Source organism: Halalkalibaculum sp. DA3122 (assembly GCF_043951865.1).
GTDB lineage: Bacteria > Bacteroidota > Rhodothermia > Balneolales > Balneolaceae > JAMQKA01.
This window is the reverse complement of record NZ_JBINJF010000052.1, coordinates 1-11,878: the sequence shown is the minus strand read 5'-3', so window position 1 is coordinate 11,878 and position 11,878 is coordinate 1. Positions and strand designations below refer to the sequence as shown.

Sequence of the window (11,878 nt, the reverse complement as noted above, 5' to 3'; positions counted from 1 at the left end):
GGAACGAGCTGGTAAGGGGAACATCTACCATTCCCCAGCGGCTTTTTTGGTTCGTTTTTTGGCCGTACAAAAAATGAACAAGGAAGGAGGATAAGGAGCCTGAATGTGAAACAGGAGACTGTTTCCCCAACCGAGGTGTCCCTTTTGTCTTAATACAAAAGGAACCAAAAGATCAAGGCGGTGAATGGGGCACCCGCTGCCGCCTGTGCAGGCGTGGATGTTGATGGTCCGTCCCGCAAGTTGCCCGCTATCAAAACTTTCACCGGCAGGGCATCCACCCCCGCCTGCTTCGGCCTCCGCGCCCCATTCAAGGCCGGGAAAGACCAGGTTGTATATTTTGTAGCTCGCTCCCTCGTCAGACAGCACTTCTTCCGTTTTCGGAATAATTGCTTGACACGTTCATACGATCTCCCCTTCGAAATTCATCATTTTTAATTCTTCATTCATAATTCCCATCCTCGTAGGGAAATCCCTTATACTCTCCGCTCCCCAAACACTTACATCCATTCCAAGGATCTTATGTCAGGCGCCCGGCCGGTAAATAGCGTTATTAATTATGTACAAGCGTGATATAAAATCACGCAGTCGATAACTGAAAAGCTTGAACAAATGGAGGTTCAACGTTATGAGATTACTAACAAGAAGATCAGAAACGTCCCCGATCGAAGAACTGCGCAGAGAGATGGATCACCTGTTTGACGAAATGGTACCGTTTTCCTGGAAAAGGCAGGCAGAGGGCAATGGTTTCGATGTATGGGCACCCAATACCGACATGGTGGAAAAAGAAGGCGAATATATTATCCGCGTGGACCTGCCCGGTATTCCCAGGGAGGATGTCAATATCAGCTTCAAAGACAACCGGCTCACCATCAGCGGCGAACGCAAAAGGGAAGAGAAAGAGGAGAAAGAGAACTATATGCGGCAAGAGCGCTATTACGGCAATTTTGTCCGCTCTTTTACGCTTCCCAATACGGTCAGCGAAGATGATATCAAGGCCCGGTACAGTGATGGCGTGCTGACCATCAATGTAAAGAAAACGGAAGAGAGCAAGCCAAAGACCGTCAAAATCGAGTGACGGCTCATTAGAGTAGAGTTCAGGGAAGGGAGACTCTGAATGAGCTCCTTTCCCGTTTCGACGTTCAACCAAATACGGCGGGGTAACAAGCGAAGGGCGTAGCAACTACCCTCATCTCATTTAATGGCAACAGCCGAACATGAGAAAGGTTCTGCAACGCCTTTTGAAATAATAATGAACAGGATACAGGATATAGAGGAGTGATATTATGACCAGGATCCTAAAAAACAAGGTGGCTATTGTAACGGGTGCAGCCACAGGTATAGGAAGGGCAACAGCCGTGGCGCTGGCGAAAGAGGGTGCAAACATCCTGGTTGCCGATATAAACCAGCAAGAGCTAGCAAAAACGCTGGCGCTGATCGAGCAGGAGGATGTCGATGGCGTGTCGATGAAAACGGATATCGCCCGGCCCGACCAGGTAGACAATATGGTACGGCAGGCGCTAAAGACATTTGGGCGACTGGATATCGCCTGCAATAACGCGGGCATCGGGGGCGCAATGAAATCGACGGCCGAATATACCGAAGAGGAGTGGGACCAGGTCATAAATGTGAACCTGAAAGGCCAGTGGCTCTGCATGAAATATGAAATACCCGCCATGCTCGAAACAGGGGAGGGATCGATCATCAATATCTCCTCTATCCTCGGGAAGGTCGGCTTTGCCCGGGCCGCTGCATACACCGCCTCCAAGCACGGGCTGATCGGCCTGACAAAAACGGCGGCCCTGGAATATGCGGAGGATCAGATCCGCATTAACGCCATTTGCCCCGCATTTATCGATACTCCGATGCTGGAACAGGCGGGAATTACAACCGATGAGGAAACCAAAGAGGCCACCATTGCGCTGCACCCCGTGGGTCGGCTGGGAACACCCGAAGAGATTGCGGAAGCGGTGGTGTGGCTCGCCTCTTCGCGTTCTTCGTTTGTCACCGGTCACGCGCTGATGGTGGACGGCGGCTACACGGCGCGATAAGGCATGAAAAGGAGCGCTGAGAAGCAGGAATTTTGTCCGGGGTCAATCCCAGAGCGAGTGTGAGACCGCAGGTCGGATCATTGTAAAAGAGGAGTTCGTATTCGCAGAAATACCGGGATGGGGCAAATTAATGGATTGACGAAGTACACCTAAGAAACACATTGACTAGCTATAGATGGAGGTCGCATGGAAACAGATAATGACACCCTGATCAAATGGTTTGCCGACGTCGGTATGGAAGATGTCGGGGAAGTGGGAGGCAAGAACGCCTCGCTCGGAGAGATGCTTAAAAACCTGGTGCCGCTCGGAGTAAATGTGCCGGACGGTTTTGCAACGACGGCCGCAGCCTACCGGCTGTTCCTCGCTGCCAATGACCTGGAAGAGCCGATTCGTAAAGAGATTGAACAGTTCCGAAACGGGGAGGTTAAACTGGAGGAAACGGGACTCGGTATCCGGAAAATGATCGGCAAGGGGATCTTCCCGATACCGCTGGCCGAAAGGTTGAAAGAGGCGTACCGGCAGCTCTCTGAAAAATATGACACCGAACATGCCGATGTGGCGGTACGGAGCAGCGCCACCGCCGAGGATCTGCCGACTGCCAGCTTTGCGGGACTGCAGGAGACCTACCTGAATGTCCGGGGAGAAGATGAGCTGTTGAAAGTGTGCAGGCGCTGCTTCGCATCCCTGTTTACCGACCGTGCGATCTCATATCGCGAGGAGAAAGGATTTGACCATCTGGCCGTAGCTCTCTCCATCGGGGTTCAAAAGATGGTAAAGGCCGACAATTCAGGCTCCGGCGTCATGTTCACCATTGATACCGAGAGCGGATTCCCGAATACCGTCCTCATCAACGCCGCCTGGGGACTGGGAGAGCATGTGGTGCAGGGAACGGTGAATCCGGACCAGTATACCGTGTTTAAGCCGCTGCTCGACCGCCCGGAAAAGGACGTCAAACCGATTCTGCACAAAAAGCTGGGCAGCAAGGAGCAGAAGATGATCTACAGTTCCGAGGAGAACGGGTTGACCAAAAGCGTGGTTACCACGCCCGAAGAGCAGGCCAGTTTTGTTCTGGACGATGAGGAGATTATCCAGCTCGCAAAGTGGGCGGTTACCATAGAAAACCACTACGACCGCCCGATGGATATCGAGTGGGTCAAGGACGAAAAGACCGCCCGGCTTTTTATTGTACAGGCGCGCCCCGAAACGGTCCACTCTGCTGATCAAGGGCCGGTATTCAAGTCCTACTCCATGAAAAAGCACGCCCGGAAACCGGTGCTGACCGGGCAAAGTATCGGCAGTTCAATTGTACACGGCAGCGTCTGCAGGGCAGACCATATTTCGGATCTCCGGAATATGGACCACGGATGTATCCTGGTTACGCAGATGACCGAACCCGACTGGGTGCCGGCCATGAAAAATGTATCCGGCATCATAACGGATTTCGGGGGGCGCACCTGCCACGCCGCCATCGTCAGCAGGGAGCTGGGAATTCCCGCCATTGTGGGGACGAAGACCGGCACCAAGGTCCTTCTCGACGGCATGAAGATTACCCTCTCATGCGCAGAGGGAGAAGAGGGGGCGGTCTTTGAAGGATACCTGGATTACGACATCAATGAGATCAACCTTGACCAGGTTCCGGATTGCAAAACACAGATTATGCTGAACCTGGCAACTCCCGACTCTGCGTTCAAGTGGTGGCGTTTTCCCGTCAGTGGCGTGGGACTGGCGCGGATGGAGTTTATCATCGGCAACCACATCAAGATACACCCGATGGCGCTGGTCCATTTTGACAAGGTGATCCGTGAAAGCGACCGGGAGAAGATCCGCAAGCTGACCAAAGGTTATAAAAACAAGCAGGACTATTTCGTGGATAGGCTCTCGGAGGGGATCGCCCGGATCGCCGCCTCGCAATACCCTGATCCCGTAATTGTGCGTACCAGCGATTTCAAAACCAACGAGTACGCCGGACTGGTGGGCGGGCAGGCGTTTGAGCCTGACGAGGAGAATCCCATGCTGGGCTGGCGCGGTGCCTCCCGCTACTACAGTAAAAACTACCGGGAAGGCTTTGCCCTGGAATGCCGCGCCCTTCGGAGAGTGCGCGAGGAGATCGGTCTTGAGAATGTTGTAGTCATGATACCGTTCTGCCGCACCCCCGAGGAAGCGGTATGGGTGCTGGACGAGATGAAAGCCAACGGACTGGAGCGGGGCCGGCACGGGCTTGAGGTGTACATGATGTGCGAAATACCCTCCAACTTTATCCTGCTGGAGGAGTTCGCCCGCCACTTCGACGGGTTCTCCATCGGTTCCAATGATCTGACGCAGCTCATCCTGGGCGTCGACCGCGACTCGTCGGACCTGGCGTACCTGTTTGATGAACACAACCCGGCCGTCAAAAAGGCGATATCGGAGATTATCCGCCGCGCCCATGCGGTGAACCGGAAGGTCGGCTTCTGCGGGCAGGCTCCGAGCGATGACCCCGGGTATGCTGCCTTCCTCGTTGAAGCCGGAATCGACTCGATATCCCTGAATCCCGACAGTGTCGTCAACGTGATCCGGTACATATCAGAAGCCGAACAAAAAACATCCCAGCTGCATGTATGACTTCACCGAGAAACAGCTACAGTCACTGACAAACGGGCATCCCCAAAAAAAGTCAACGGGCCTGCGGGGCGTGATCCGCAGGATCAGGGGAAGCGTGCTGGATATCCGTTTTGAAGAGGGGCTGCCCGAAATACAGCACAAGCTTTTGGCGGCCGCCCCGGATGAAGATGCCGCCCCGGTTGTGCTGGAGGTGGTATCGCATCTCGACCATGCAAAAGTGCGCTGCCTGGCCCTGACATCCACCAGGGGACTTTCCCGCGGCACCGAAGTCGTCGATACCGGGGAGCCGGTGAAGGTGCCGGTGGGCAAAGCGCTGCTGGGACGGGCGTTGAATATGTTCGGGGAACCGGTCGATGAGCAACCGCCGGTCGACTCCGCCGTGTGGAGATCGATAGACCAGGCCCCGGTGCCCCTGGCACAGCAGGTCGCATCGCAGGAGATACTGCATACCGGCATCAAGGCGATCGACCTGCTGGCCCCGCTGGAGAAGGGGGGGAAGGCGGGCATGTTCGGGGGAGCGGGCGTCGGTAAAACGGTCCTGATTATGGAGCTTATCCAGAATATGGTGGCACACTACGAGGGCGTCAGCCTGTTTTGCGGTATCGGGGAGCGGTCGCGCGAGGCTGAAGAGCTCTACCGCGAAATCCGCGAAGCCGGCGTGCTCGACAACACCGTGCTGGTGTTCGGGCAGATGAATGAGCCGCCGGGCGCCCGGTTCAGGGTGGGCAAGACCGCCCTCACCATGGCCGAATATTTCCGGGACCAGGAGCGGATGGACATCCTGCTGCTGATCGACAATATTTTTCGATTCGTACAGGCCGGTTCGGAGGTATCGGGACTGATGGGCAAAATTACGTCCCGCATGGGGTACCAGCCCACGCTGGGGTCGGAGCTGGCGGAAATGGAGGAACGGATCTGCAACACCCGCAACGGCTCAATAACCTCGGTGCAGGCGGTCTACGTGCCCGCCGATGATTTTACCGATCCCGCCATCACCCACACCTTTTCGCACCTCTCCTCCTTCATCGTGCTCTCCCGGGAGCGCGCCAGCCACGGTTTCTACCCGGCGGTGGACCTGCTGCAGTCCGGTTCAAAAATGCTTTCACCCACCGTGGTCGGCGAACGGCACTACAAGGTCGCCCGCCAGGTGAAGGAGACGCTGGCCCACTACGACGACCTCAAAGATATTATCGCCATGCTGGGGATGGAGGAGCTTTCGCGTGAGGATCAACAGCTGGTGCACCGGGCCCGCCGGCTGGAACGATTTTTTACGCAGCCGTTTGCGGTAACCGAACGGTTTACCGGCAAGGAGGGCGTTCTCGTGAGTTTGGAAGAGGCCCTTTCCGGGTGCGAAGATATACTGGCCGACCGCTATCCCGAGGCTGAAGAACAGGAATTTTACATGATCGGCAAACTTGATGAGATAAGGAGAAGTTACGGATGAGCGAGAACAGGATGACACTGCGAATATGGACGCCCGATCGACTGGTGCTCCATTCGAAGGCGGATAAAGTGGTGGCAGAGGCCGGGAACGGCTTTTTTGGCCTGTTGCCGCGCCATGTCGACTACCTGGCCGGACTCGTTCCCGGGATACTGACCTACACGAAGGAGCAGGAGGAGCACTATGTGGCGGTAGACAAAGGCATATTGGTGAAATGCGGGCTTGACGTGATGGTCTCCGTCCGCGATGCCGTGGAAGGTAACAACCTGGAAATGCTGGAGAAAGAGGTCCGCGATCGATTCCGGCAGACCGATCGCAAGGAAGAGGAGATCAGCATGGCGATGAACCAGCTGGAGGCGGACTTTATTCGTCGCTTTGTGGAGATGAATGAACAGCGAAACAGGAGCTGACAATGGGCAAAAAGGCTGACAGCGAGCGCGAGGAGTTCGCCCTGAAGGTGGCGGAAAAGTCAGACCGCAGGGCAAAAGCGCAGCAGGAGAAAAAGCGGGGCATCTGGTTCGGGCTCGGCATGTTCGGGCTGGTGGGCTGGTCGGTAACCGTGCCTGCATTGCTGTTGCTGGCGCTCGGCGTCTGGATCGACCAAACCTGGGAATCCGGCTACTCCTGGACGCTGATGCTGCTCGTGCTGGGCGTCGGCCTCGGCTGCATGAACGCGTGGTACTGGATCAAAAAAGAAAGTGAAAACGGGGAGGAAACAATAAACGCTTAATCCGGACAATCAAACCATGTCACCAATTGAAATTCCCAACTCTACACCGCCCTTGCGATTCCTGAGCCGTCCGGCAAAATGCAGCGAAGGCGTGACGAAAGAACCCCTGCAGTAGAAACAATGAAAAGCAGGACGTGTCGAAAAGCATTACCCGGAGGAAGGGCAATCCCGGGGAATATCTGGGGTTCTTTTTAGTCGCAGCGAAATGTCGCCAGGCGAAGGAATCCTCCGGCGGCGGTTTTTTGGGTTCGTTTTTTGTCCGCACAAAAAATGAACAGAGAAAGACGAGATAAAAATCCAAAAAAAGCAACAACCAAAAACCTACAAAACCATGAGCAATCTCCTTTACTTGATACCGGCACTGATCGCGGGCAGCGTGTTGGGCTACGGGTACTTTTACGGGTTGTGGTGGACTGTCCGGCAGATGACCACTCGTCGGGACCCCTACCGGGTGCTGCTGCTAAGCTTCGTCATACGGTCGCTGGCGGTGATGGGGGGATTCTACCTGTTGCTGTTGTCGGGATGGCCGATGCTGGCAACCGGACTCCTCGGATTTATCCTCACCCGCTTTTTCGTAGTGCGAAAATGGGGACTGGCTGATCTCAATACAAACCAGACACTTGAGAAAACCGATGGAATTTAATCCCGACAATATTATATACTTCGAATGGGCATTTATCCAGATCAACGCCACACTGGTATATACCTGGGTCGTGATCGTTCTGCTTGCAATGGGAGCCCGGCTGGTGACCGCCCGCATCGATCCCGGGGCCGGGACCTCGATCAGCCGCTGGCAGCACCTGCTGGAGGCGACTGTGACGCTGATCCGCGAACAGATCCGGGAAGCCAGCCGGCAGCAGCCAGACCGTTACCTGCCGTTTATCGGCACCCTTTTCCTGTTTATCGTGGTCTCCAACATGATCGATGTAGTCCCCGGGGTTACCGCGCCGACCGCCTCCCTCTCAACGGCGTCCGCGCTGGCTACCCTCGTGTTCTTTGCCGTCCCGGTCTTCGGGATCATGCGGCAGGGGATCAAAGGATATCTCCGCCAATATATCAAGCCGACTCCCTTTATGCTGCCGTTCAATATTATCGGGGAGATCTCCCGCACCGTAGCCCTGGCGATACGGCTGTTCGGCAACATCATGAGCGGCAGCCTGATTGTCGCCATCCTGCTCAGCCTGGCACCTCTCTTCTTTCCGGTCGCCATGCAGGCGTTCGGCTTGCTGATCGGCGTCATACAGGCCTATGTCTTTGCCATCCTGGCGCTGGTCTATATCGCCTCCGGGCAGAGGGCGAGCCCGGAACCAGCGCCAAGACAAAGTTCAAGAGAATTGCAATCATCTTCATCCACATTAAAAAATAGAAATAACGACAACCAGTCAGAGGTTTAACCATGGACGCTATAACAACCATCGGAATGATATCGATTATCGTATCGGGTGCTACAATCGCAGTTGGATCAATAGGCCCCGCCCTGGGAGAAGGAAAAGCCCTGGCCCAGGCCCTGACCGCTATCGCCCAGCAACCCGACGAATCGGCCACCATCACGCGGACGCTGTTTGTTGGACTGGCGATGGTGGAGTCAACCGCCATCTACTGTTTTGTAGTGGCGCTTATCCTGATATTTGCGAACCCGTTTTGGGATTATGTTATCAACATGGCGGGGGGCTGATATGCAGATCGACGGCTTCACATTCGTTGCACAGATCGTCAATTTTTTGATTCTGCTGGTTCTGCTGAGGCGATTTCTGTATCGGCCGATTATCGCGGCGATGGACCGGAGGGAGGAGGAAATGGCCGGTCGTTTGGAAGAGGCGCGTCTCAAGATGGTGGAAGCCCGCGAAAAGGAGTCGGAATACCAGCAGAAGCTGAGGGACCTTGATCGCGAAAAGGAAAACATGTTGCAACAGGCAAAAGAGGAGGTAGAGCAGAAAAAGCAGCAGATGACCGCGGAAGTGCGCAATGAAGTGGAGGCGATGCAGCGCCGGTGGACAGAAGCGCTGGAAGGAGAGCAACAGGCCTTCTTTCAGGAACTGCAGGCCGAAGCCGGAGACCGGATTATAGAACTGGTGCGGGAGATCCTGGCTGACCTGTCGACAAGGGATCTTGAGAAGCAGGTGGTAGAGCTTTTTATCGGGGAACTGGCCTCGATCGGGAGGGAGGAGAGCAAAAAGCTGGTCATCTCGGCCCTCGACTACGGGGAGGGACTGGTTCTTGTGAAGAGCAGTTTTGAAGTAGCAGAAACGCAAAAACAACAGATCGTGGAGATCCTGCAGGAGAAAGTGGCCGCGCACGTGGAAACCCGTTTCGAAGTATCGCCCCAGCTGGGCTTCGGCATTGAAATACGGGCCGGCGGGTGGCGGGCCGGCTGGAATCTAAACAGTTACATAGCCCGCCTGCGCGACGGCATGGAAGAGGCATTTCGTCAAAACACGCAGGAAAAGATCCAGTAAACCGAAATCCAAAAACCAACAACCAATGCCCCAAAACTACTCAACCATCATCCGGTCCACTTTCGACCTGATACAGGAGCAGATCGGGAAGAGCCCGCAGGGACTGCGGTTTGACGAAACAGGGACCGTCCTGAATACCGGGGAAGGCATCGCCGTGGTCGATGGACTCCCCACCGTAAAAGCCGATGAGCTGCTGGCCTTTCCCCACGGCGTCATGGGGATGGCATACAACCTGGACGAGAAAGAGGTCGGGGTCATCCTGCTGGACGAAGGAGAGGCGATACAGGCAGGAGATGAGGTCCGCCGCACACGGCGCGTGCTCGACCTTCCGGTGGGAGAGCAGCTGTTGGGCCGGGTGCTCGATCCGCTCGGACGGCCGCTCGATGACAAGGGTCCCATCTACTCTCGCACACGGCTGCCTGTGGAGCGCCCGGCGCCGCCAATTATGCACCGCGCAAAAGTGGAGACACCGCTGCAGACCGGCATAAAGACGATCGATGCCCTGATTCCGATCGGCAGGGGACAGCGGGAGCTGATCCTGGGCGACCGCCAAACCGGCAAGACCGCCATCGCAGTGGATACGATCATCAACCAGCGCGACAAAGATGTCATCTGCATCTACTGCGCCATCGGCAAGCAGAATGCGGCAATAGCCAAGGTGATCGCCGACCTGGAGGGGGCTGGTGCGATGGACTACTCCATTGTGGTCTCCGCCAGCGCGGATACGCCGGCCGGTATCCAGTTTGTAGCCCCCTACGCCGCTACGAGTATCGGGGAATACTTTATGGAGCGGGGCCGCGACGTGCTGGTGGTGTATGACGACCTGACCTGGCACGCGCGCGCCTACCGCCAGCTGGCGCTGCTGCTGCGCCGCCCGCCTGGACGGGAGGCATACCCGGGCGATATCTTCTACATCCACGCCCGGCTGCTGGAACGGGCGACCCCGCTGAAAGAGGAGCACGGCGGCGGCTCCCTTACGGCGTTTCCGATCATCGAGACCCAGTCCCAGAACATGTCGGCCTTCATCCCCACAAACCTGATCTCCATAACGGACGGCCAGATCTATCTCTCTCCCCAGCTTTTCCAGCGGGACATCCTGCCGGCGATCGACATCGGGCTCTCGGTCTCGCGGGTCGGCGGCGCGGCCCAGCTTCCCTATTACCGCCACCTGTCGAAGAACCTTAAACTATCCTACTCCCAGTTCCAGGAACTGGAGATCTTTTCGCGCTTCAGCGCCCGCATGGACGAGTCTTCCCGCAAGATCATCGAGCGGGGGCGAAGGGTGCGGGAGGTGATAAAGCAGCCGCAGTACAGTCCGATGACCGTAACGGAACAGGTCGCCGAGCTGCTGGCGGTGAATGAGGGCGTGCTGGACGACATTGCGCTGGATGACATCCCGGAAGCCAAACGGATGATACGGGCCGCCGCAAACAGGGAGCTGGAGAGGGTGGCCGGCCGCATCGAGCGCGGAGAGCACCTGCAGGATGAAGACCGTGAACAGCTGCTGCGGGTGGCGAAAGAGGCAACAGACTCGCTGATTCATCGCGAAAAGAAGGAGGCCGATTATGCAGCGGATTGAAGCAGTCAAGCGAAAAATAAAAAGCTCAAAAGACCTGCTCTCTATCGTAAAGACGATGAAAGTGCTGGCGGCCGTCAGCATCCGGCAGTACGAGGAAGCCGCCGGGGCGGTCCGCCAATATTTCGACACCGTGGAACGGGGATTGCAGATCCTGTTTCGGAAGCACCGGGGACTGATGGAGGAAGCGCTCCACAGCACCGAAAAGCAGTCGGTCATGATCATATTTGGTTCCGGGCAGCCGATGTGCGGGCAGTTTAACCAGGTGCTGGCCTCCTACGTCAAAGAGCGCCTGGAGGAGGGGCTGGAAGATCCGCCGTCAAAAATGGTAACCATGGGCTACCGGATCGCCTCGACACTCCAAAACCACGGGTTGGAGCCGGACAAGATCGTTGAGGTGCCGAACTCGGTTTCCGCCATCAGCGAGCGGGTAGAGGAGCTGGTGCTGATGCTGGAGCGCTGGTATACGGGAGACCGCTACCAGAAGATCATCCTTTTCAACAACCGGCCCGTCTCGCAATCCAGCTTCATCCCGGTGCGGCACCAGGTGTTGCCTATCGATCGCGACTGGCTGGAGTCGATACAAAGTCGACCGTGGCCCACCAACCAGCTGCCGACCTACTCCATGGCCTCCGAAGAGCTGCTCTCCCAGCTGCTGCGGCAATATATCTTTGTCTCGATATACAAGTCATTCGCCGAATCTCTCTCCAGCGAGCAGGGGAGCCGGCTGGAATCGATGCAGGTAGCCGAACAGAAGATCGAAGAACACCTATCAACACTGAACAGGGACTACCATCAAAAAAGACAGAGCGACATCACCGAAGAGATCATCGACATCATGGCGGGATTTGAAGTACTTTCAGCCGAAGAATCTCCATAAGGACCGGTGTTCCTTTTGTCTTGACCCAAAAGGAACCAAAAACTCAAGGCGGTGAATGGGGCACCCGCTGCAACCTGTGCAGGCGTGGATGTTGATGGTCCGTAACGCAAGTTGCCCGCTATCAAAGTCCTCACCGGCAGGGCATC

The 11,878-nt window shown here is 56.1% G+C and carries 13 protein-coding genes; 12 read left to right on the top strand and 1 reads right to left on the bottom strand.

The features are described 5' to 3' along the window. Window positions 1–24: 24 nt before the first annotated feature. The gene (locus ACG2F4_RS18510) at window positions 25–366 is read right to left on the bottom strand and encodes a hypothetical protein (RefSeq protein ID WP_395262434.1); all 342 of its coding nucleotides are present in this window, start codon (window positions 364–366) and stop codon (window positions 25–27) included. Between the two features lie 259 nt (window positions 367–625). Between ACG2F4_RS18510 and ACG2F4_RS18505 the strand changes: the two genes are divergently transcribed. The 12 genes from ACG2F4_RS18505 (at window position 626) to ACG2F4_RS18450 (ending at window position 11,732) form a co-directional block, all read left to right on the top strand. After that, window positions 626–1,075 carry an Hsp20/alpha crystallin family protein gene (locus ACG2F4_RS18505; RefSeq protein WP_395262433.1) on the top strand — a complete coding sequence of 150 codons (450 nt, stop codon included), beginning with the start codon at window positions 626–628 and terminating at the stop codon, window positions 1,073–1,075. A gap of 208 nt (window positions 1,076–1,283) precedes the next feature. Continuing rightward, on the top strand, window positions 1,284–2,048 hold the full coding sequence (locus ACG2F4_RS18500) for a glucose 1-dehydrogenase (RefSeq protein WP_395262432.1): 765 nt from the start codon (window positions 1,284–1,286) through the stop codon (window positions 2,046–2,048). A gap of 186 nt (window positions 2,049–2,234) precedes the next feature. Further along, complete coding sequence (gene ppsA, locus ACG2F4_RS18495; RefSeq protein ID WP_395262431.1) at window positions 2,235–4,649, top strand: phosphoenolpyruvate synthase; 2,415 nt, start codon at window positions 2,235–2,237, stop codon at window positions 4,647–4,649. Continuing rightward, window positions 4,642–6,093, top strand: coding sequence for a F0F1 ATP synthase subunit beta (atpD, locus tag ACG2F4_RS18490; protein WP_395262430.1), 1,452 nt, complete (start codon window positions 4,642–4,644; stop codon window positions 6,091–6,093). Before ppsA ends, atpD begins: the two co-directional genes overlap by 8 nt. Next, window positions 6,090–6,500 carry a F0F1 ATP synthase subunit epsilon gene (locus ACG2F4_RS18485; protein ID WP_395262429.1) on the top strand — a complete coding sequence of 137 codons (411 nt, stop codon included), beginning with the start codon at window positions 6,090–6,092 and terminating at the stop codon, window positions 6,498–6,500. Before atpD ends, ACG2F4_RS18485 begins: the two co-directional genes overlap by 4 nt. Window positions 6,501–6,502: 2 nt before the next feature. Further along, window positions 6,503–6,820: an AtpZ/AtpI family protein gene (locus tag ACG2F4_RS18480; protein WP_395262428.1), complete on the top strand. Its 318-nt coding sequence runs from the start codon at window positions 6,503–6,505 to the stop codon at window positions 6,818–6,820. A gap of 331 nt (window positions 6,821–7,151) precedes the next feature. Next, window positions 7,152–7,463 carry an ATP synthase subunit I gene (locus tag ACG2F4_RS18475; protein WP_395262427.1) on the top strand — a complete coding sequence of 104 codons (312 nt, stop codon included), beginning with the start codon at window positions 7,152–7,154 and terminating at the stop codon, window positions 7,461–7,463. After that, window positions 7,453–8,214: a F0F1 ATP synthase subunit A gene (locus tag ACG2F4_RS18470; RefSeq protein WP_395262426.1), complete on the top strand. Its 762-nt coding sequence runs from the start codon at window positions 7,453–7,455 to the stop codon at window positions 8,212–8,214. Before ACG2F4_RS18475 ends, ACG2F4_RS18470 begins: the two co-directional genes overlap by 11 nt. A gap of 2 nt (window positions 8,215–8,216) precedes the next feature. Further along, complete coding sequence (locus tag ACG2F4_RS18465) at window positions 8,217–8,495, top strand: F0F1 ATP synthase subunit C (RefSeq protein ID WP_395262425.1); 279 nt, start codon at window positions 8,217–8,219, stop codon at window positions 8,493–8,495. Next, window positions 8,470–9,276 carry a hypothetical protein gene (locus ACG2F4_RS18460; protein WP_395262424.1) on the top strand — a complete coding sequence of 269 codons (807 nt, stop codon included), beginning with the start codon at window positions 8,470–8,472 and terminating at the stop codon, window positions 9,274–9,276. Before ACG2F4_RS18465 ends, ACG2F4_RS18460 begins: the two co-directional genes overlap by 26 nt. A gap of 25 nt (window positions 9,277–9,301) precedes the next feature. Then, window positions 9,302–10,855, top strand: coding sequence for an alternate F1F0 ATPase, F1 subunit alpha (locus tag ACG2F4_RS18455; RefSeq protein ID WP_395262423.1), 1,554 nt, complete (start codon window positions 9,302–9,304; stop codon window positions 10,853–10,855). Then, on the top strand, window positions 10,842–11,732 hold the full coding sequence (locus tag ACG2F4_RS18450) for a F0F1 ATP synthase subunit gamma (protein WP_395262422.1): 891 nt from the start codon (window positions 10,842–10,844) through the stop codon (window positions 11,730–11,732). Before ACG2F4_RS18455 ends, ACG2F4_RS18450 begins: the two co-directional genes overlap by 14 nt. Window positions 11,733–11,878: the final 146 nt, after the last annotated feature.

Excerpts from the sequence above, each read along its gene's own strand:
- ACG2F4_RS18505 (WP_395262433.1), top strand. The coding sequence starts at position 626 with ATGAGATTACTAACAAGAAGATCAGAAACGTCCCCGATCGAAGAACTG.
- ACG2F4_RS18500 (WP_395262432.1), top strand. The coding sequence starts at position 1,284 with ATGACCAGGATCCTAAAAAACAAGGTGGCTATTGTAACGGGTGCAGCC.
- ppsA (WP_395262431.1), top strand. The coding sequence starts at position 2,235 with ATGGAAACAGATAATGACACCCTGATCAAATGGTTTGCCGACGTCGGT.
- atpD (WP_395262430.1), top strand. The coding sequence starts at position 4,642 with ATGTATGACTTCACCGAGAAACAGCTACAGTCACTGACAAACGGGCAT.
- ACG2F4_RS18485 (WP_395262429.1), top strand. The coding sequence starts at position 6,090 with ATGAGCGAGAACAGGATGACACTGCGAATATGGACGCCCGATCGACTG.
- ACG2F4_RS18480 (WP_395262428.1), top strand. The coding sequence starts at position 6,503 with ATGGGCAAAAAGGCTGACAGCGAGCGCGAGGAGTTCGCCCTGAAGGTG.
- ACG2F4_RS18475 (WP_395262427.1), top strand. The coding sequence starts at position 7,152 with ATGAGCAATCTCCTTTACTTGATACCGGCACTGATCGCGGGCAGCGTG.
- ACG2F4_RS18470 (WP_395262426.1), top strand. The coding sequence starts at position 7,453 with ATGGAATTTAATCCCGACAATATTATATACTTCGAATGGGCATTTATC.
- ACG2F4_RS18465 (WP_395262425.1), top strand. The coding sequence starts at position 8,217 with ATGGACGCTATAACAACCATCGGAATGATATCGATTATCGTATCGGGT.
- ACG2F4_RS18460 (WP_395262424.1), top strand. The coding sequence starts at position 8,470 with ATGTTATCAACATGGCGGGGGGCTGATATGCAGATCGACGGCTTCACA.
- ACG2F4_RS18455 (WP_395262423.1), top strand. The coding sequence starts at position 9,302 with ATGCCCCAAAACTACTCAACCATCATCCGGTCCACTTTCGACCTGATA.
- ACG2F4_RS18450 (WP_395262422.1), top strand. The coding sequence starts at position 10,842 with ATGCAGCGGATTGAAGCAGTCAAGCGAAAAATAAAAAGCTCAAAAGAC.